This window comes from Natronoarchaeum sp. GCM10025703 (assembly GCF_042661985.1).
In the GTDB taxonomy this organism is placed as follows: Archaea; Halobacteriota; Halobacteria; order Halobacteriales; family Natronoarchaeaceae; genus Natranaeroarchaeum.
The window spans coordinates 1,555,197-1,574,517 of record NZ_JBHSZF010000001.1 but is presented as its reverse complement, the minus strand read 5'-3'; the positions used below and the strand labels follow the sequence as shown (position 1 = coordinate 1,574,517).

At 63.6% G+C, this 19,321-nt stretch carries 11 protein-coding genes, 1 tRNA gene and 7 pseudogenes; 6 read left to right on the top strand and 13 right to left on the bottom strand.

Features of this window, described 5'->3' with window-relative positions:
• Nucleotides 1-19: 19 nt before the first annotated feature.
• Nucleotides 20-901 (bottom strand): DUF5794 domain-containing protein, encoded by an 882-nt coding sequence (locus tag ACFQH2_RS08830; RefSeq protein WP_377052815.1) that lies wholly within the window; start codon nt 899-901, stop codon nt 20-22.
• A gap of 3 nt (nt 902-904) precedes the next feature.
• Entirely contained in the window at nt 905-1,102 is a 198-nt protein-coding gene (locus ACFQH2_RS08825; RefSeq protein ID WP_377052813.1) for a hypothetical protein, read from the bottom strand.
• Nucleotides 1,103-1,325: 223 nt separating this feature from the next.
• On the opposite strand from ACFQH2_RS08825, the pseudogene guaB reads away from it, so the two are divergent.
• Nucleotides 1,326-2,815 (top strand): annotated as a pseudogene (guaB, locus tag ACFQH2_RS08820) (IMP dehydrogenase).
• A 17-nt stretch (nt 2,816-2,832) separates the two neighbouring features.
• On the opposite strand, the gene ACFQH2_RS08815 reads toward guaB, so the two are convergent.
• Nucleotides 2,833-3,201, bottom strand: a complete 369-nt coding sequence (locus tag ACFQH2_RS08815) for a DUF7344 domain-containing protein (protein ID WP_377052809.1) — start codon at nt 3,199-3,201, stop codon at nt 2,833-2,835.
• A gap of 450 nt (nt 3,202-3,651) precedes the next feature.
• Here ACFQH2_RS08815 and ACFQH2_RS08810 point away from each other — a divergent pair, with 450 nt between their 5' ends.
• A complete protein-coding gene (locus ACFQH2_RS08810) occupies nt 3,652-4,245 on the top strand; it encodes a hypothetical protein (RefSeq protein ID WP_377052807.1) in 594 nt (197 codons plus the stop codon).
• A 206-nt stretch (nt 4,246-4,451) separates the two neighbouring features.
• Here the strand turns inward: ACFQH2_RS08810 and ACFQH2_RS08805 are convergent.
• Nucleotides 4,452-4,525 (bottom strand) — tRNA-Lys (locus tag ACFQH2_RS08805).
• Between the two features lie 78 nt (nt 4,526-4,603).
• The gene (locus ACFQH2_RS08800) at nt 4,604-6,331 is read right to left on the bottom strand and encodes a glutamate--tRNA ligase (protein ID WP_377052805.1); all 1,728 of its coding nucleotides are present in this window, start codon (nt 6,329-6,331) and stop codon (nt 4,604-4,606) included.
• Nucleotides 6,332-6,425: 94 nt separating this feature from the next.
• Here ACFQH2_RS08800 and nucS point away from each other — a divergent pair.
• Nucleotides 6,426-7,157: pseudogene (nucS, locus tag ACFQH2_RS08795) on the top strand (endonuclease NucS); the annotation flags it as partial.
• 931 nt (nt 7,158-8,088) lie between these two features.
• Here the strand turns inward: nucS and ACFQH2_RS08790 are convergent.
• The 5 genes and pseudogenes from ACFQH2_RS08790 to trxA form a co-directional block, all read right to left on the bottom strand.
• The gene (locus ACFQH2_RS08790; RefSeq protein WP_377076644.1) at nt 8,089-8,244 is read right to left on the bottom strand and encodes a hypothetical protein; all 156 of its coding nucleotides are present in this window, start codon (nt 8,242-8,244) and stop codon (nt 8,089-8,091) included.
• A complete protein-coding gene (locus tag ACFQH2_RS08785; protein ID WP_377076643.1) occupies nt 8,241-8,507 on the bottom strand; it encodes a hypothetical protein in 267 nt (88 codons plus the stop codon). The genes ACFQH2_RS08790 and ACFQH2_RS08785 overlap by 4 nt, the downstream gene beginning before the upstream one ends.
• Nucleotides 8,494-8,982, bottom strand: a complete 489-nt coding sequence (locus ACFQH2_RS08780) for a CBS domain-containing protein (protein WP_377052797.1) — start codon at nt 8,980-8,982, stop codon at nt 8,494-8,496. Before ACFQH2_RS08780 ends, ACFQH2_RS08785 begins: the two co-directional genes overlap by 14 nt.
• Before the next feature lie 70 nt (nt 8,983-9,052).
• Nucleotides 9,053-10,494 (bottom strand): annotated as a pseudogene (locus ACFQH2_RS08775) (MATE family efflux transporter).
• A gap of 121 nt (nt 10,495-10,615) precedes the next feature.
• Nucleotides 10,616-11,047 carry a thioredoxin gene (gene trxA / locus ACFQH2_RS08770; RefSeq protein WP_377052793.1) on the bottom strand — a complete coding sequence of 144 codons (432 nt, stop codon included), beginning with the start codon at nt 11,045-11,047 and terminating at the stop codon, nt 10,616-10,618.
• A gap of 145 nt (nt 11,048-11,192) precedes the next feature.
• Here trxA and ACFQH2_RS08765 point away from each other — a divergent pair.
• From ACFQH2_RS08765 to ACFQH2_RS08755, 3 genes and pseudogenes are all read left to right on the top strand, one after another.
• Nucleotides 11,193-11,746, top strand: a pseudogene (locus ACFQH2_RS08765) (class I SAM-dependent methyltransferase).
• 107 nt (nt 11,747-11,853) lie between these two features.
• Nucleotides 11,854-13,203: an FAD-dependent oxidoreductase gene (locus ACFQH2_RS08760; RefSeq protein WP_377052789.1), complete on the top strand. Its 1,350-nt coding sequence runs from the start codon at nt 11,854-11,856 to the stop codon at nt 13,201-13,203.
• A gap of 90 nt (nt 13,204-13,293) precedes the next feature.
• Nucleotides 13,294-15,037 (top strand): annotated as a pseudogene (locus ACFQH2_RS08755) (Rieske (2Fe-2S) protein).
• 94 nt (nt 15,038-15,131) lie between these two features.
• Here ACFQH2_RS08755 and ACFQH2_RS08750 read toward each other — a convergent pair.
• From ACFQH2_RS08750 to ACFQH2_RS08740, 3 genes and pseudogenes are all read right to left on the bottom strand, one after another.
• Nucleotides 15,132-15,716 carry an NAD(P)/FAD-dependent oxidoreductase gene (locus tag ACFQH2_RS08750; protein ID WP_377052785.1) on the bottom strand — a complete coding sequence of 195 codons (585 nt, stop codon included), beginning with the start codon at nt 15,714-15,716 and terminating at the stop codon, nt 15,132-15,134.
• 119 nt (nt 15,717-15,835) lie between these two features.
• Nucleotides 15,836-18,495 (bottom strand): annotated as a pseudogene (gene mutS / locus ACFQH2_RS08745) (DNA mismatch repair protein MutS).
• Nucleotides 18,496-18,543: 48 nt separating this feature from the next.
• Nucleotides 18,544-19,310, bottom strand: a pseudogene (locus tag ACFQH2_RS08740) (mechanosensitive ion channel domain-containing protein).
• Nucleotides 19,311-19,321 lie beyond the last annotated feature (11 nt).

The window sequence follows — 19,321 nt, the reverse complement described above, 5'->3', positions numbered from 1 at the left end:
GGCGTTCTGCTTGGCGGGGTTAGAGCCATGGTTCGCGGCGTTCGTTGCCTGCGTTGTCGTCGCCGTCATCGTCGTCGCCTGGCGTCCACGAGGCGCTTGGACCACCATCAGCCAGATGTGCGTCTCCGGCACCGGTGTCCGACGGAGTGGCGCTCGTGGTTTCGGCGTTGTTCGACGCGTTCGGGTCGAGGGCAAACAGCGCAGTCAGGGCGAGTACGGCCAGCGGGGCCAGGTCGCCGAGCGGAAGGTCGAGGAGCGAGAGCGGTAGCAGACCGAGTGCTACGGCGCTCCCGAATCGGAACCGATCGAGGTCGACCATCGACCGGAGCACGGGCCCGAACAGTGCGACCAGCAGCGCGAAGCCGACGCCGACGCCGGCCGCCGCAACGCCACGAGCGACCAGTTCGAGGTCGGAGACGAAGGCGAGTTGGGCGCCGCTCGGGTCGATGCTGGCGAACAGGCCAAGGGCGACGATAATCGCCGGGCGTGGCATGTACTCGCCGACCGTAGCGCTCGCCGTCTTCGCCGCGATTGCCAGGATCACCAGCGCGGCGAACCGCTCGAAGATCACCAGATCGACGAGTTCTGCGATCGACGGCGCGAGCGCGGCTTCGACCGCGGCCAGGATCAACAGCGGGATACCGACGAGCGTCACCGTCTTTGCCTGGCTACGGGAGGTGCCGTTCATCTCCGCCAAAATGACCGCAACCGTTGCACTCCCGCCGAACACGAGTAAGCCGACCTGTACGATGCCGGCGGTCGTGTCGAGTGCCCCTGCAAGGACGAGTGCTGGGAAGATGCCGTCGAGTAGGGGAAGGAACATCACCGTTGCAAGGAGCCGAGTCGCACCACCAACGCGTCGCTCTAGCTCCAGTGCAATCGGGTGTTGTGAGGTACTCATCGATCAACTTGCGTGGCCGTACCCCGTGGCCGATGGGTGGTGTATACCGCGATGCGAATCGGAGGCCTCGTGGGACAGCCAGTCGATCGCGGTGGAGATGTCCACCAGTTTTGTCCCCATCCAGAAGAAATTGAAGCAGTTGCCGGAACGAATGGTCATCTGACCGGCGTTGCTCTGGACGACGGAACTGGTAGACTGCATACATCACTATTGTTCATATCGAGTGATAAACGTTGCGTGAGGAGCGTCCACATATCGCGGGTCACGCAGTATGTACTGTTTTATTCATCGATGTGACCGACTGTACGACAGATCGATAGACGATCGGTCAGATCCTGTACTGAACCCCGTAACAGCGGCTACGAACAGCCGGATCCTCGGCGCGTCTCGCAACGTTTTTCAGCGACCGAATCGGACGGTTGACATGGCGAACGACGCAAACGATCGATTCTCTTCGAAATTAAACGTTCCAGAGGCATTGACCTTCGACGACGTGCTGTTGCGGCCCAAAGAAAGTACCGTCGAACCCGACGAGGCGGACCTCTCGACGCGCGTATCGAGCAACGTCGAACTCAACGTTCCGATCCTGTCGGCGGCGATGGACACGGTGACGACGAGCGAGCTAGCCATCGAGATGGCACGACAGGGCGGCCTCGGCGTCATCCACCGAAACATGGACGACGACCGGATGGTCGACGAAATCACCAAAGTCAAGCGCGCCGACGAGCTGATCATTCGTGACGTCGTCACCGCGGAACCCGACCAGACTGTCCATCACGTCGACACGCTGATGGAGAACGAAGGTGTGAGCGGTGCACCGGTCGTCGACGACGACGACGAGGTACTGGGGATCATCAGCGGGACCGACATCCGACCGTATCTCGAAGTCGGCGAGAGCGACGAGGTCAGGAAGCGATGACCGACGAGGTCATCACCGCGCCCGAAGACGTCACGGCCCGTGATGCGCTGGAACTGATGTACGAACACAAAATCGAGCGCGTCCCCGTCGTCGACAAGCAGAACCGACTCACCGGACTCGTCACGATGCAGGGGATCCTCCAGCGCCGCGAGTACAACAATGCGGCGCGCGACGAGACTGGCCGCCTGCGCTGTGGCGCCGCCGTCGGCCCGTTCAGCACTGAGCGAGCGATAATGGCGGACGAAGCGGGTGCAGATATCATCTTCATCGACTGTGCACACGCCCACAACCGCAACGTCGTTGGCGGTGCCAGGGAAATCAAAGACAACGTCGAGGCCGACGTCGTCGTCGGCAACATCGGAACGCGCGAAGCGGCCCAGGATCTGGTCGACTTCGCCGACGGACTCAAGGTCGGCATCGGCCCCGGCAGCATCTGTACCACCCGCGTCGTCAGCGGGGCCGGAATGCCACAGATCACCGCCGTCTCACAGGTCGCCGACATCGCGGCCACCGAGGACGTGCCAGTCATCGCCGACGGCGGAATTCGGTACTCCGGGGATGCAATCAAGGCCATTGCGGCCGGCGCGGACGCCGTGATGCTCGGTTCGTACTTCGCAGGCACCGACGAAGCGCCCGGACGGGTCATCACGATGAACGGCAAGAAGTACAAGCAGTACCGTGGAATGGGTAGCGTCGGCGCGATGAAGGGCGGCGACAGTGAGGAGAACCGCTATCTCAAAGAGGAACCCGACGAGGAAGAGTACGTCCCCGAGGGCGTCGAAGCGGCGAAGCCGTACAAGGGGAGCCTCGCGAGCGAACTCCACCAGCTAACCGGCGGCATGCAAAGCGGCATGGGCTACGTCGGTGCGGAGACGATTCCCGAGTTCAAAACGCGCTCCGAGTTCGTCCGCGTCTCCGGTGCTGGCCAGCGCGAGAGCCACGCCCACGACGTGGTCATCACTGACGAAGCGCCGAACTACAGCCCAGAAGAGTAACGACTTTTCCGATCCGTTTATTGGCGCAATCGCATGAGGAGTCGGTGAACCATATCGGGACGTTCGAGGCGGACGACCGCTTCTTCGCTGTCGTATGCTATCAGTTCTGCCTCGTCGAGTGCCGGCAGATGGTTGTGATGCAGCGAGATCTCGATCCGACGTATCTGGTTCTCTCCCCGCCGCTCGACTTCGGACGTGTCGGTCGCGATCTGTTGTGCGATCTCGTGTCGCTCGACCGATTCCCGCGGATGATGGCCGAGAACCTCGAGTACTCGACGGCGGCGTCGATTCGCGAGGAGTCCGAACGATGCGGCTACCCCCTCCTCGTCGATCCGCTCCGCTGTTGGGGGGCTGTCGTCGGAGGGTGACTGTGGGTGCATTCCCATTAGTAGTCCATCATAAAACCCGCGAACATATAATGTTTGTACGTTTATTGGTTATCGCTCAGCAGCGGTGAAATAGCGTTAGAAAGCCGAAATCGAACGTTAGTATCGAGTAATAATTCGATAACAAACGTCGTCTCATTCCGTAGATGATATCGAAGAAGCCAGGGTCGACTGTTCAACTCGTAATCGTGTCGTTTACCGGTTCAATTCCGCTTGAATCAATTCTGCTACGTGTGCGGAGCCAGGGGGCTATGAAGATCGGGCTGAAACACCAAGTTGGCGCAGTTGTATCTTTTCAGGGAGTCATAGAACCATTCGCACACCGCCTCTTCTGAAGCCAGACGCTCACTCAGTGTGGCGGGAAGCCCACTAGCGATTCTCCGTGAGTTGGTAGTTCCGACTCTGAAACACTGCCTTGTTCTTTATTGGCACTGCGCGATATGTAGAAGTATGACACCTCCACAACAGTATGATCTCACAGCGATTGACCTCTCCGGCAGCCAGTATATCGTCGAACAGACGGGACGGGACAAGAACCTTCGACCCGAGTATGAGGCCAGAAACGTTGCTGGCGACACCGTCTTCAGCGGCTTGTACAAGATGTACCAGGAGGAAGACGAGTTTCCCTTCGTCGACACTGATGGGAACGAGATGTTTACTGTGAAGGCAAGTGGCACCTGGGATATCGCCGGCGATTACGTCCTTACAGATAGTCACACTGGAGACGACCTCGTCATACTGGACAACGATTTCTCACTGGTTCAGGACACCTGGCGGATCCGCGACGCCGATGACCAGTCGCTCCTCGCCGAAATCGACTCGCGTGGTGTACTCGTCACCGCTGGTCGCAAGGTTCTGCCGTTTGGCCAGTGGATCGGCCACAAGTACGAAATAACCGATGCAGAGGGCGAAACTATCGGCTCTATCGAGAGCGACTTCGCCATGTTTGACCAGTACGAAATCACGATTACCGACGCCAGCTCGGTTCCGATAGAGCCGATTGTGCTCGGGACCGTCGTTATCGATGCGATTCAAGCGAATTGAGTTGTGTATCTCGCGGCCCGGCGGCGTATCGATACTTACCCTCGAGGTCGGTTCGGACTGACAGTTGTCTCACGGAGTGTTCGTGGCTAAAACGGGCCGGGCGCGATTGCGAACCACGCCCAGAAATGCTCGCTTCGCTGCGCCTTTCTGTTCTGATTCAAATCGCTCTATCCGCTTCGCTCGTCACGAACTGTTCCTCACAGAAGCGGGCCGGACGCGATTTGAACGCGCGACCGTCTGATTAAGAGTCAGACGCTCTGCCGGACTGAGCTACCGGCCCAACGTACCCCGAAGTTGCCGGGGTATAGTGAAATACGTTACGTTTACAGGTCGGTCCGGCGGGCAGTTTGTGGCCTTCTCAGGAGTGGGTGTAGTAGACGACTGCCTCCGCTTCGCCAGCGGGGTCGATATCGTCGACGCGGACGAAGCCCACGCGCTCGAACTGGAGGATTTCGTCGGGCGCTCGCTCGGCGAAGCCGGGTTCGGCACGGCCGGAGATATCGCCCCCCATCGTGCGCATCCGGACGGGGACGGATTCGGCGGCCGGCACCCAGTGGATCACGTCGACGCCTTCCTCGCGCACGGCATCGATGTCGTCGCCGGTGAACTGGAAGCTATCGCGGGTGTGTTTCACGCAACCCAGGCCTTTCAGCCAGACGCGCTCCTCGTGGTCCGGGCGGTCATCGGGTTCGATCAGTACGGCCTGACCGACGGGGATATCGCGAGTGCCGCGGTCCTCGTGGTCGGGGTGAAGCGGCGGGGTCGCAGTGTCCGGTCCGGAGCCAGTGAGCGGCACCTCGACGCCATCGCGGACGAAGAAGGCCCGGTCCGCCTCGTCGTCGATGATATCTCGGTTCTTGGAGTAGACGCTCGACATCGCGAGGTCGACGTTGCTTGTGGAGATGCCGAGTTCGACCATCGCGTCGGTGATGGCCTCGCCCTGAATCCCCCGTCGGCGAACGCTAGCTATCGTGGGCGCGCGCGGGTCGTCCCAGCCGTCGAGTTCGCCCTCGTCGATCAGTTCCTTGATCGAAGACGTCGACATCGGGACGTCGTACTCGTCGATCTGGACGTGACCCCAGTGGAGGACCTCCGGGTACTCCCAGTCGAAGTAATCGTAGACGAAGCGCTGGCGTTTGGCCGAGTCCTGCAGGTCGATCCCGCGGATGATGTGGGTCATGCCGAGCAGGTGGTCGTCGATGCCGCTCTGGAAGTCGAGCATCGGCCAGCAGCGGTACTCGCTGGCCTCCTCGCGGGGGTGGGGCGTGTCGATCATCCGGAAGCCGACCCAGTCCCGGAGTGCGGGGTTTTTGTGCTCGATGTCGGTCTTGACGCGCAGGACCATTTCGCCGCTCTCGTACTCGCCCTCGACCATCTCGTCGAACTCCTCGTGGATCGTCTCAACGTCCTTGTCGCGGTGCGGGCAGGGCTTCGCGTCGTTTTTCAGCGCGGAGAACTCCTCGCCGGGACAGGAGCAGGTGTACGCCCCGCCGTTGTCGATCAGGTCACGGGCGTGCTCGTAGTAGGTCTCGACGCGGTCGCTAGCGCGGTAGACCGCGTCCGGTTCGAAGACGAGATACTCGATAGCGTCGAGTATCTCGTCGTAGGCGTCGAGGTCTGGCCGCTTGGTTTCGGGGTCCGTGTCGTCGAAGCGGACGCAGAACCAGCCATCGTACAGTTCTTTGTACGTCCCGATTACGGCTGGCATCCGGGCGTGACCCATGTGCCACGGACCGTTCGGGTTCGGAGCGACGCGCATCTTGATCTCGTCGTACTCCTCTGCACGGGGGAGGTCGGGCAGGACCTGTTCGTCCTCCTCGTCCTCGCTTTCCAGTTCTTCGAGTTCCTCGGGAGCAAGGTTGGCGAGTCGCTCCCGTCGCTCGTCAGTATCGAGTCCGTTCACCTCGGCGATGACGCCGCCCGCGATACCGGGGATCTCGTCGCCGTGCTCGCGGAACTCGGGGTTCTCGCCCATCAGCGGCCCCATGATGGCGCCGACGTCCGCGTCGCTTTCGTGTTTCACGGCGTTTATCAGCGCGTGTTTCTCGACTGCCCGCTCGACCCGTTCGCGGAGTTCGTCGTTCATTACCGGTCGATACTGGGCGCGGCGTCAAAACTGCCGTGGATTGTCGGCGACGACGAACGGGCCGTTTTTATACTCGAACGCGTAACCGGAACCAGTGACAGGGACGGACGGAGACTCGGTGATCAACACCCTCGTCGACCCCTCGCTGGACGCCGCCACGGAGGCGGTCGAAAGCGGATTCGAGGCCGAACGGCTAGTGACGCTCTTTGGCCGCTGTACCGTCGAGTACGACGGCCGGGCGTCCTCGACGCTCGGACTCGGTGACCGCCACGTCATGTGCAAGCCCGACGGCTCGATTCTCGTCCACACCGACGAGAGCCAGCAACCGGTCAACTGGCAACCACCAGGCTGTACTCACGAGGCTGGCGTCGCTGAGGACCGACTCGTCCTCGAAAGCGAGCGCTCGACCCCGGACGAGCGACTGGTGGTCCGGTTCGAGCAGATCGCTCAGGTGTCGACCTTTGCCGTCGAGGACGCCACCGAACTCACCCTCGACGGCACCGAGGAGGATCTCCGAAATCGCATCCTGGACGATCCGGAACTCGTCGAACCGGGCTTTACGCCGCTCGCGACCGAGCGCGACACCGCCGCGGGCGCAATCGACATCTTCGGCGAGGATAGCGACGGCCGGACCGTCGCGGTCGAACTCAAGCGAAAGCGCGTAGGTCCGGACGCGGTCGGCCAACTCGGGCGGTACGTCGACGCGCTCCGGCGTGATCTCCACGACGACGCCGAGATCCGCGGGATCCTCGTCTCACCGTCGGTGACTGACCGCGCAGCAGAGCTCCTGGAGCGAAACGGACTGGAGTTCGTCTCGGCGGCCCCCGCGAGTAACGAACCTCGACTACTCGGCTTGTACTCGGCCCGCACGCGTCTCGACGACCGTCAGATAGCCGACGTAGACGAGCGCGGCGGCGACGAGCGCGACTGCAAGCACCGTGACGCCGACGTACCCCTGCGCAACCGACGGTTCTTCCCAGAGATACTGCCCGCCCTCGACGGCGAAGACGAACAGCGCGCCGTAGATAGCGGCGAAGGCGATGGCTCGCAGGAAGCCGAGCGAGCCGAGATGCCGGCTGTTGAGCAACTCCATGACGAACAGAAACGCAACTGCGAGGAAATAGAACGGTTCGGGCAGTGCCTCGCCGATCATCCGCCCCTCCTGGATCGCGACGACGCCGTAGTACGCCAGCGCCAGCAGGACCGCACCGAGGATAGTGACCGTGATGCCGTAGCCGCTCGTTTCCGCGGTCTGTGGCGTCCGTGATTCACCAGCCGCTGGGGAGGACTGCCCTTCGGCCATGCATACGTGCTGTCGGCGAACGGGGTTAGTTAGAAACGGCCTGTTCGCCGAGGCCGACTGATAAGCCAGAATTACCTGCGATCGGACTGCGCTGGCGGCGATCAGTAGCGCTGTCGTGGCCGAGGCATTGAAGCCGTTGCCGTCCTGTCTCTCGGTAATGACCGAACAGGCGGCACTCAGGGGTTTCGAACGGTTCGTCGACGACGCTATCGAGGCCACCAGAGCGCAGTTCAGCGTCTCGCGGGTGCTGACTGGGAGTCGGGGCGTGTCAGGATCGGTCGTCGATCGGATCGTACAGAACTCGGAGGCGTTCGACCGCAAGGTCGTCGGGCCGGAGCTATCGGAGTATCGTGATCAGATCGTCGACCAGTTCGAGGTCGTACTGGAGTACGCCGCCGATCCGACAGCGACCGGAGAGGAGTACCGGGATCCGATACTCACCCAGGACGCGTATCTAGACGCCCTCCGGAAAGACGTCGATCCGTCGCGCCGGAACGAGATAGAGGACCGACTCGTAGAACGCCAACTCCGCCTCGGCGACGCGATGGCACCGCTCGTCGAGAGCGACAGATCGGCGTTCTGGCCCGCCGTCCGAGACGTGTTCACTCACGACGAAGCACGGACCTTTGTCGACGACCAGTTCCGGTTTGCCGGGCCGTTGCGGACCGAAGCGGACGCGTTCCAGTTCACTGCGACGTTCGACCCCGGAACAGTCATCGAGGGATCGCTTGCGAGCGTGCTGACCAGTGGGATGCCGAGCGTGACACTGGAGTACACCGACGAAGCCGTCCGGTCGATCACCCGCGCGGAGTCGACCGTCGTCGAGCGAGCAACCCGAACCGTCGATCGGAAGTTCTGCCTACGTCTCGTCACGCACCGCCCGCAGGGCATCCTCTCGGGTAACGATGCCGACGATCAGGTCGTCCTCGACGACCGGGAGGCGGTTGATATCTCGCGTCTCGTCGGTGAGCAGTTCGATGACCTCGTCGAGGTCGGTGTCGGGTTCGACCGTCACAACGTCCTCGGTCATGATCTCGTGAATCGGTTTGCGGGCGGCCCTCGCGGCGTCGATGCCGATGTCGAGTTCGTCGAGCGAGAGGTCGAAGCCGTATGTCAGCGTCTCGCTGAAGGGCGGGACGCCGATGGGGATCCAGACGATCCGGTCTTTACTGCGAAACAACTGTACCAGATCGGTCTGCGTGACGATGCCGACGACCTGGTCGTCGTCGTCGACGACCGGGTACCCCTCGAAGTCGGCCTTTGCGAGGCGTTCGAGCACCTCGTCGACGCGGTCGTCCCGATGCACCGTCTCGACATCCTCGGTCATGAACGCACTTGTTCGGACCATACAGGATCATCAAACCGGCAGAGTGTAGTCGTTGTGGTGGGGCCAATGCGACCGGATGGGACGACTGCGATCAGTCGTCTGCGGTGACGTCCGGACGATACGCTTTACTGATTCGCTTCCACTTGCCCGTCCGGAAGCGCCAGTAGTTGATCGCCGCGGGAACCGTGGTCTCCGCGAGGAACGCCAGATACAGCCCCCAGTAGCCGAGCGAGGTCGTCGCACCGAGGTAGGCAAGCGGGATGGAGACGCCGAACATCCCGAGGAACTGGCTGAGGAAGGGGACCCGGGTGTCGCCGCTGGCGTCCAGCGGGCCGGCCGCGCCGCTGGAGACGCCGGCGAACACCACCGCCACACAGGCGGCGTAGACCAGGTCGATTGCAATCGGGATCTCGCCGCTCGTCGAGTCCTCGGCGAACAGGACGACGATGTCCCCGGCGAAGATGGCGATGATGACCGCCGAAAACATGTAGGTCACGACCGAGAAGACGATGATGTCGTTTCCGTAGGCCGTCGCGGTCCGCTCGTCGTTCTTGCCGAGCGCCTGTCCGACGAGACTCGACGATGCGAGGCCGAAGCCCCACCCGGGCGCGTTCATGATGCCCCAGATGCGGCGGGCGATGACGAAGGCGGCGACGGTGTTCTCGCCGAAGATGTCGAGGATACCGAGCATCGGGAACTCCGCGGCGGTCCAGACGAGGTTGCGTGCGCCGACGGGCACGCCGATCTCGACCAGATCGTGGAGCGTGCCGGGATCAACGTAGCTTCCGAACGGATCGATCTGTACCGGGAACGCGCCCATGCCGGGGAACTGCCCCCGGACGAGGCCTATCGCGAAAACCGCCGTGACGGCGACGTTCGAGAGGACGGTCCCGGCGGCCGCCCCGGCGACGCCCATATCGAGGCCGAAGATCAGGAGCGCGCTCAGCGCGATGTTCATGATCGCGCCGCCCGCCCGGGCCTGCATGGCTGTGTAGGCGTCGTCGGCACCGACGAGTACACGGCTCCCGACGAGATTGAGTCCGGCGAACGGAACCCCGAAGCCGACGATCTGGAGGTAGGTCGCGCCGTACTCTATCGCCGCTTCGTTGCTGGAGAGGATGGAGATGAGGGTGTGCGGGACCAGCCAGAAGACGGCCGCGACAGGGATCGTAATCACGGTCGCCAGCAGCGCGCTTGACCGTACCGCAAGCCCCAGTTCGTCGTGGGCATCAGCGCCGTAGCGCTGGGAGACGAGCGCGATCGATCCACCGGCGACGCCGCCGCCGAGTGCGAACGCGAGCCCCCAGTACGGACCGGCGAAACCGACACCCGCAACTGCGGAGGTGCCGACGGCGACGCCGACGAGGGCGACGTCGACCGCGTTCTTTGACATCCGCGCGATCCCAGTGACGATACGGGGCCACGCGAGTTCGGTCGTCTGCACCGCACGCTCGCGGTCGATCAGGCCGGCACGTGCGAGCGCTGCCCGATCCAGAGGATGAGCAGACGGATCGGGTTCGGAGGGCGATACACGGAGTACGAAATTACCACTCCGTGGTCAAATGCGCTTTGTTATGTGTCGAAAGTCGCCGGCGTGAGGGTTGTGTCCGGACACCACGCCGTGGCAGCCGATTGGCTACTCGACGCTTACTGTTCAACTGTACTTCTCGATTAGCGATTCGAGCGTCCCCCGGTCCTGTGCGCCGACAAGCCGCTCGACGGAGTCACCGTCGGCATACAGCAGGAGGGTCGGAATGCTCTGGGCACCGAGTTGGCCTGCGAGTTGCCGGTTGGCGTCGACATCGACTTTCGCTACTGCTGCGTCGGTCTCGGCGGCCAGCGCCTCGATTGCCGGCTCCATCATCTTACACGGCCCACACCAGTCGGCGTAGCAGTCGACGAGCACGACCGAGTAGGAGTCGACGACCTCCTCGAACTCGGCGGACCCGTCGATGTGGATCGGCTCGCTGGGGGCGGCGCTATCGCCAGCACTCTCCTCTCTGGAGGCGTCGTTGCCTTCGAGTTGTCGTTTCAGTTGCTCTTTCTTTCGTTCACGGATCCGCTCACGTTCGTCGTCGCTGCTCATAGATCCCAGTACGGCGCTCCGAAGTATAATACTTGTGCATATAAAGTGCAATACTCTCTGGCACTAACGCCGTCTCGACCGATATGTAGCACCTGACAGATGCCAGAACGGATACGCTTTTGCGTTCGCCGCACAATGCCTTTACATGGGTTTTCATACCTTCCCCGTCGACCGTGCCGATGCGCTCGACGATCCGGCGCGCTATCGCTTCTGTTCTCGTGAGGAACTACTGGAGATGCTCGACGTGGCCGCCGACGCCGTCGTGGCCGACCTGGGTTCGGGGACGGGCTTTTACACCGACGACGTCGCGCCGTTCGTCGGAGCGGTGTACGGAGTCGACGTCCAGTCCGAGATGCACGATGTCCATCGGGAGAACGGCGTCTCCGAGAACGTCGAACTGGTGGCCGCGAACGTCGATTCGCTTCCTTCGACGACGACGAACTCGACGGCGCGTATTCGACGATGACCCACCACGAGTACGCCAGCGACGAGACGATGGCCGAACTGGCACGCGTACTCCGCCCCGGTGGCCGTGTCGTCACCGTCGACTGGTCGGCGACCGGAACCGGCGAGGACGGGCCAGACCCCGACGAGCGGTTCGGGCCGGAGGACGTGCGCGAGCAGTTCGAGGCGGCCGGATTCACCGTCGAACGCGTCCACGACCGCCCCGAGACGCTCGCAGTCGTCGCTCGGCGCTGATCTCCACGACCTCGCTGAGTATTCTGTTTTCGAAGTAATCGAACCTCAAACAGTAGTATTGTAAGTTCTGCGAAATACTTTACATCCAGGTCCACGTAGTATACAGTATGGAGGATCCGTTCGTAATCGTCGGGGGCGACGCCGCAGGGATGAGTGCCGCAAGCAAGGCCAAACGGGAGGACCCGGAACTCGACGTAATCGTGTTCGAGAAGGGAGAGTGGGTCTCCTACGCCGCCTGCGGGATGCCGTACTACGTGAAAGGCGAGGTCGACGAACTCGATGACCTTGTCGCGGTCGAGCCCGAAACGTTCCGGGAGAAACGCGACGTCGACCTGCGAACCGGCCACGAGGTCGTCGATATCGACCCCAGGGCGAAAACGGTCACCGTCAGCGCGGGTGCCGAACCGTTCGAGCAACCCTACGGTTCCCTGTTAATCGGGACGGGCGCGCGAGCGATCGAACCGCCGTTCGAGGGCCTCGATCTCGACGGCGTGTTCACGCTGCGAAGTATGGACGAGGCCGACGCGATCCAGGGCTACGTCACCGATGCCGACCCTGCGAGCGCGGCGATTGTCGGCGGCGGCTACGTCGGCGTCGAGATGGCCGAGGCGCTCGTCGAGCGGGGCCTCGACGTCTCGATCTACGAGATGCTACCCCGGACGCTCCAGCCCTTCGGCGAGGAGACGGCCCGGACCGTCGAGGACCACCTCCGCGAGCAGGGCGTCGATCTGCACCTCGACACGGCCGTGGAGGGCTTTGCGGGCGATGGAAGCGTCGAGGGGATCGAGTACGAGGGCGGGTCGGCCGCCGCCGACCTCGTTATCGTCGGCGTGGGCGTCGTACCGAACGTCGAACTCGCAGCGGAGGCCGGGATCGAACTCGGGCCGACCGGTGCTATCGCGACCGACGAGTACGGCCGGACGAACTACGAGGACGTCTACGCGGCCGGCGACTGTGCCGAGGCCGAACACGTCGTCACCGGCGAACCGGAGCACGTCCCGCTGGCGCTCACCGCAAACCGCGCCGGACGGGCCATCGGGACCACGGTCGCGGGCGATCCGACACCGACCGGGGGAATTGCCGGGACGGCTATCGTGAAAGCGTTCGACCTCGGCGCGGCCCGGACCGGTGTTCTCGACGAGGAGCGGGCCCGAGAAGCCGGCTTCGATCCAGTGTCCGTCAGTATCGACGCTCCGACGCGTCCACATTACTACCCTGGCAGTTCGGAACTGACGGTGACCCTCGTCGGCGACACCGAGACCGGACGCGTACTCGGCGCCAGTATCGTCGGTCGTGAGGGTGCAAAGCGGATCGACACCGTCGCCACTGCGCTCAGTTCTGCACTCACCGTCACGGAACTCCAGAATCTCGATCTCGCGTACGCGCCGCCGTTCAGCCCGGTCTGGGATCCCGTCCTCACGGCGGCGAAAGTGCTCGCCGGGAAACTCGAGAACTGACCGCAGGGCCGTGTTCCGGAGGCGTATTAATTATCCTACATATATTCGCTTCAGGAAATCTTTAGAGTCCTTCGCGTGCTGTATCCTATCATGTCACTCGATGATACCAGTGCGTTCGTTTACGCCTGTGATCTCGACGACGTTCCGCGAGAGGAACCGTTTCTGGTCAGCACGGAGGAGCGGCCACTCGCTATCGTCCACCACGAGGGGAGATCCACGCCGTCGACAACCGGTGTCCGCACATGGGGTTTCCGCTCTCGGAAGGATCGGTCGACGACGGTATCCTCACCTGCCCGTGGCACCACGCGCGCTTCGAGGTCTCCTGTGGCGATACGTTCGACCCCTTCGCCGACGACGTCCAGACGTATCCCGTCGAACTGCGAGATGGAGAGGTGTACGTCGACCCGCATCCGGAGCGAAACCGCGACCCCGCAGAGCGCTGGAGCGAGCGTCTCGATCACGGGTTACAGGAGAACCTGAGCCTCGTCGTCGCCAAATCGGTGATCGGTCTCGATGACGCCGACGTGGCCTACACGACGCCGGTCGACATCGGCGTGGACTTCGGCACGCACTACCGGCGAGAGGGCTGGGGCCGTGGACTGACGACGCTCGGCGTGATGACGAACCTCCTGTCGGATCTCCGGAGCGAAGACCGCCGCCGGGCACTCTACACCGGTCTGACCGAGGTCGCCGAGGAGTCGGCCGGCGAACCGCCGTTTTTCGTGCAGGATCCGCTGTCGACCGAGGACGTCGCCCCGGAGCGCCTTCGGTCCTGGTTCCGCGACAACATCGAGGTCCGCGACTCCGACGGTGCGGAACGAGTCATCCGGGCGGCGATCAACGCGGGCCTCGATGAGAACGAAATCGCCGGACTGCTCGTTGCTGCCGCGACCGATCATATCTACCTCGACGCTGGCCACCGGTTGGACTTTATCAACAAGGCGTTCGAGACGCTCGATCACGTGGGGTGGGACCGCGCGGACGACGTCCTGCCCAGTCTCGTGCCCGGGCAGCGAGCGCAAGCCGCGCCGAGGAGGCCTCGACCTGGCGACAACCGATCGACGTCGCCGCGCTTCGCTCGGAGATAGCGGAGGAGCTACCGACGTTGTTGGCCGCGGGCGACGGCAAGGAGTGGCAGGAGCCGGACGGGTTCGTTGCGACACTGCTGGGTGACGACCCGCACGATATCGCCGACGCGCTAACCGAGGCGATCACGGCTGGTGCGACGGCGACAGAGCTGGCAGAGACTGTCGCGCACGCCGCCGCCCGCCGGATCGCACAGTTCGGGACGGCCAACGAGTTCAGAGACTGGGACACCGTCCACCACACCTACACCTACAGCAACGCCGTACACGCCCTTTCACAGCGCACGGACGCCCCGGAGCTCTACCGCGGTATCTTCGACGCTGCGTTCGCCGTCTACTTCGACCGATTCCTCAACACGCCGCCGATCCCGCTGCCCGACCCCGACGGTGACCGCGACCCATCGACGGTCCTCACCGACCTGGAGGAGACTTTCGAGGTCGAAGCCAACGAGGTAGTCACTCGTGCTGGCAACCTGACCGCCGAGTACCTCGCCGCTGGCGGCGAGGCAGGGGAGTTGAAACGGACGCTCGGCAAGGCGCTACTCCGGGAGGACGTCGGCTTCCACACCCGACAGAACGTCGAGGCGGCGTTCGCCCAGTACGACGCCGTTGACGAGGAGCGAGCGCGCGTCCATCTCGTCGCCACTGCACGATATCTCGCGGCTCACACGCCGACCCGTCGTGCGGGCGAGCAGACGTTCCGGATCGCGGAGCGACTCAACCGCGGCGAAGAGATCCACGAAGACTGAGCAGTTCGTTGAGGGAGGGCTGTCGATCAATCCGATGCCCAACGAACAGGCGGTCACTCGGCGAGGACAACCGACTCCGTAGGATCGAACCGCGTTACTCCTTGCTCATGCCGCCGAACACTGCTTCGGCGTCCGCGGGGACGTCGAAGTCGTGGAAGTGTTCGCCTTTCTCCTTTGTCAGAATGTTGAGCGCCGCGGCCGCACCGTCACCGACCGAAATCGCCGCCTGCCACTCCTCGGCCCGCGGCATCGCACCGGTCGCGTAGGCGTCCTCGACGCTCGTCTCCATCGTGATGTCGACGTCGACGGTATCGTCCTCATCGAACTCACAGCCCAGATCCTCGGCGAGGTCGCGGTTCGCTCCGGTCGCGAGGACGACGTAGTCGGCCGCTATCTCGTCGTCGTCCGTGGTGAGGGTGAAGCCGTCGTCGGTCTCCGTAACTCCTGTCACTTCCTCGCCCTGCCGGCGGTCCACACCGAAATCGTCGGCCTGCTGGCGCGCCGTCGCGAGGAACTCGCTGCCGCCGACAGAGCCGATGCCGAGATAGTTGAACAGGTGTGCCTTGTGGAGCCACGTCTCGTCGGTGTCGAAGACAGTCGCATCGAGACCGTTTTTCTGTGTGAACAGTGCCGCGCTGAGTCCCGCCGGTCCACCGCCGACGACAGCTACGTGTGTCATATGTGTACATCTGTACGAAGGAACTTCAAAGCTATAGTGAGACCGACCATACCACAGGATCGACCCGGTATCGGTCCGACGCGATCAGTCTACAAGGGCCATTCCCCGGGTCCAGGGCGTTACTCGAACTCCTGCTGTAACTCGTCAAGTAGCTGTAACGCTTCCAGCGGCGTCGTGTCGGCGAGATTGACGTCCCGAAGGCGGGCGGCGACCGCGGCATCGGTTCCCCCACCATCGCCGATGGCGTCGGCTGGCTGGGTTGGCTGCGAGGCGGCGGAGGTTCCAGCCAAGCTATCATCCTGTCGATCACCCAGTAGCTCTCGCGCTCGCTCTACGACCCGGCCGTCGACGCCCGCCATCCTCGCAACTTCGACGCCGTAAGATGCCGTTGCAGCGCCGTCGGATAGCTGGTGGTCGAAGGTGACTGACCCATCCTCCCGGCGTGCCGCGAAGTGGCGGTTCACGACGCCTGCCCGCTCTCGGGCGATCTCGGTCAGTTCGTGATGGTGGGTCGCAAACAGCGTCGTCGCGCGGATCCGGTCGTGGACGTGCTCGGTAACTGCCCGAGCGAGGGCGAGTCCGTCCGTCGTGCTGGTTCCCCGACCCACCTCGTCGAGCAGGACCAGCGAGCGCTCGGTGGCGGCGTCGAGAATCTCCGCGAGTTCGGTCATCTCGACCATGAATGTCGATTTCCCGCTGGCGATGTCGTCGCTCGCGCCGACGCGGGTGAACACCCGGTCGACCAGCCGTAGAGTGGCGCTCTCAGCGGGGACGAAACTGCCGATCTGGGCCAGCACGACGATCAGCGCGACCTGTCGCATGTACGTCGATTTGCCGGACATATTCGGTCCGGTGAGCACGGTGATGACGGCGTCGTCGTCGAGGTCGGCGTCGTTCGGGACGAACCGCTCCTCGGTGCGTTCGACGACCGGATGGCGACCGGTCTCGATGTCGATACCGTCGCCGCCCAGTTCGGGCCGGCAGTAGTCGTGCTGGGCCGCCACCGTCGCCAGCGAGACGAGGGCATCCAGTTCCGCGATCCGTTCGGCGACCGCCTGTATTCGGGCTGATTCGGCGGCGACCTCCGAGCGCACCTCGGTGAACAGCCTGTACTCCAGGTCGTCCGCGCGCTCCTCTGCGCTGATAATCTCGTCCTCTCGGGATCTGAGTTCGGGCGTGACGAACCGCTCAGAGTTCTTCAGCGTCTGTCGGCGCTGATACTCCTCCGGGACGGCGTCGAGGTTCGGGTTCGTCACCTCGATATAGTAGCCATGGACCGAGGTATGGCCGACTTTGAGCGAGTCGACGCCGGTGCGCTCGCGCTCGCCGGCCTCCAGGTCGTCGATCCAGGCTTTCCCCTCGCGCTCGGTCGCCCGGAGGTCGTCCAGGTGGTCGCTGTACCCCTCTCTGATCAGGTCGCCGTCCGTGACGCCGGTCGGCGGATCGGGCCGGATCGCCGCCCCGATCAGTTCGCGCACGTCAGCCATCTCGTCGAGATCCGCACGCAGATCGACCAGCACGTCGGTTTCGACGTCGGCGAGGGCGTCCCGGAGTTCCGGGATGACATCGAGCGTGTGCTTGAGCGAGCGGAGGTCGCGAGCGTTCGCCCGGCCGCGAGCGACTCGCGAGATGAGGCGTTCGATGTCGTAGACGTCCCGAAGCAGGTCACTCAGTTCCTCTCGGCTCCGGAGGTCACCGACGAACTCCTCGACGGCGTCGTGCCGGGCCTCGATCTCGGGGCGGTCGATCAGGGGCCGGCGGAGCCAGTCCTGTAGCTCTCGGCTCCCGAGCGCGCAGGACGTCTCGTCGAGCACGTCGACCAGCGCGGCCCCGGCCTGATCGTGGGCACCCCGGCGCTCGAACAGTTCGAGACTTCGGATGGCCACCCGGTCGAGCACCATGTACTCCCGCGGATCGTAGCGGGTGAGATGGTTGATGTAGTCGAGCGTTGCCGCCTCGGCTTCTGCCTCAGTATCCTCGTCGGCGTGTCTGGCGAACGTATCTGGCTCGAGTTCGGTGTGTTTCCCACCGCGGGTGTACTCGGCGTACGCAAGCAGCGCGCCGCAGGCCGGATCTCGACCGCTCCGGCGAGCAGTCGCTCCGGATCGCCGAAGTACGCGCTGACCCGCTCGCGTGCGTTTTCCTGCTCGAAGGTTCGCTCGTCGTGTGGCGTGACCATACAGCCGTCGGGGAACGGGTCGGGATCGGCGTGGGGGCCGACGATGGCTTCCTGCGGGTCGAACCGGCTGATCTCGTCGCGCAGGGCGGCTGCTGATCCCACGGCAGTCGCGTAGAAGTCGCCGGTCGAGACGTCGAGCAGGGCCAGGCCGTACTCCTCGCCGTCCGCGGTCAGCGCGGCGACGAAGTTGTTGTCGTCGGTTCGGAGCAGTTCGTCCTCGGTCAGCGTTCCCGGCGTGACGATACGCGTGACGGCACGGTCGACGACGCCGGAGACCTGCGAGGGCTCCTCGACCTGATCGGCGACGGCGACCCGGTAGCCGGCGTCTAGCAGCGTCTCGATGTACGATTCGGCGTTGTCGATGGGGATGCCGGCCATCGGATAGGTGCCGGTCGAGTCCTCGCGCTTGGTCAGCGTGATCTCGAGGAGCCGGGAGATGGCCTCGGCCGCCTCGCAGAAGGCCTCGTAGAAGTCACCGACCTGAAAGAGGACCAGCGAGTCGTCGTAGCGGTCACAGAGTTCGTAGTACTGTGACAGCATCGGCGTCAGTTCGTCGCCCCGATCGGCCATCTTCTCGGGCGGTCCAAGCGCCGCGTCCATACGTAGGGGCGATGGCTCCGGGCAAAAATACTCTCCGTTCCGCGCCGGTTAGTTCCGCATCCGGGCGATGCCCTCCTCGAAGACGAGGCGGTTCGGCAGGATGTACTCTTCTTCCTCGTTCTCGATCCGGGTCGTCATCACTGTCATCTCCTGGACGATGCCCTGTCGGCCGCCGATTCGGACCTCGTCGCCGATCCCGTACGGGTGATTGAGCAGGAGATACATCCCCGCCGCGGCCGACGCGAGGAAGTCCTTGAACGCTGCCCGCCGATCAGGACGACGCCGAAGACGTAGACGGTCAGTAACACGAGCAGGGCCGTCGTGTTGACGCCGACCTGCCCGAGCGCGATCAGCAGCGAGATGTAGAGGACGCTGTACTTGACGACAAGCGGAAGGACGCCGACCTCCGGCAGTTTGATGTCCTTGAGTCGCTCGCTGACGGCCAGTTCGGCCTTGTCGGCGAGAATAAAGCCCGCGATCAGCACGAGCACGGCGATGAACAGGCGCGGGACGAACTCGGCGACGCGGACCCAGAACGCCGGCGCGTCGAAGAGTCCTGAGATGTGGATCGCAGTCAGGATCGTTACGCCGTAGATGAACCACGAGGTGACCCGGGCGATGAGCGCGACCGTCGACGTCCCGATGCTTCTGGCTGTGCGCTCGAACGCCGTCCCCTCGACGGTGTCGCCGATCCCTGCAGTCATGAGGATCTGCTTGTTGATGCGGCCGATGCCAAGGCCCAACAGTAGACCGAACACCAGCACCAGCAGTGCGAGCACGATCGGTTCCTGTATCAGGTTGCCCACTTCCACCAGCGCCTGGTCGA

What these genes read in the sequence shown, in the direction of transcription:
- ACFQH2_RS08830 (WP_377052815.1), bottom strand. Translation starts at nt 901, where the DNA reads ATGAGTACCTCACAACACCCGATTGCACTGGAGCTAGAGCGACGCGTT.
- ACFQH2_RS08800 (WP_377052805.1), bottom strand. Translation starts at nt 6,331, where the DNA reads ATGAACGACGAACTCCGCGAACGGGTCGAGCGGGCAGTCGAGAAACAC.
- ACFQH2_RS08815 (WP_377052809.1), bottom strand. Translation starts at nt 3,201, where the DNA reads ATGGGAATGCACCCACAGTCACCCTCCGACGACAGCCCCCCAACAGCG.
- ACFQH2_RS08750 (WP_377052785.1), bottom strand. Translation starts at nt 15,716, where the DNA reads ATGACACACGTAGCTGTCGTCGGCGGTGGACCGGCGGGACTCAGCGCG.
- ACFQH2_RS08825 (WP_377052813.1), bottom strand. Translation starts at nt 1,102, where the DNA reads ATGCAGTCTACCAGTTCCGTCGTCCAGAGCAACGCCGGTCAGATGACC.
- trxA (WP_377052793.1), bottom strand. Translation starts at nt 11,047, where the DNA reads ATGAGCAGCGACGACGAACGTGAGCGGATCCGTGAACGAAAGAAAGAG.
- ACFQH2_RS08810 (WP_377052807.1), top strand. Translation starts at nt 3,652, where the DNA reads ATGACACCTCCACAACAGTATGATCTCACAGCGATTGACCTCTCCGGC.
- ACFQH2_RS08780 (WP_377052797.1), bottom strand. Translation starts at nt 8,982, where the DNA reads ATGGTCCGAACAAGTGCGTTCATGACCGAGGATGTCGAGACGGTGCAT.
- ACFQH2_RS08760 (WP_377052789.1), top strand. Translation starts at nt 11,854, where the DNA reads ATGGAGGATCCGTTCGTAATCGTCGGGGGCGACGCCGCAGGGATGAGT.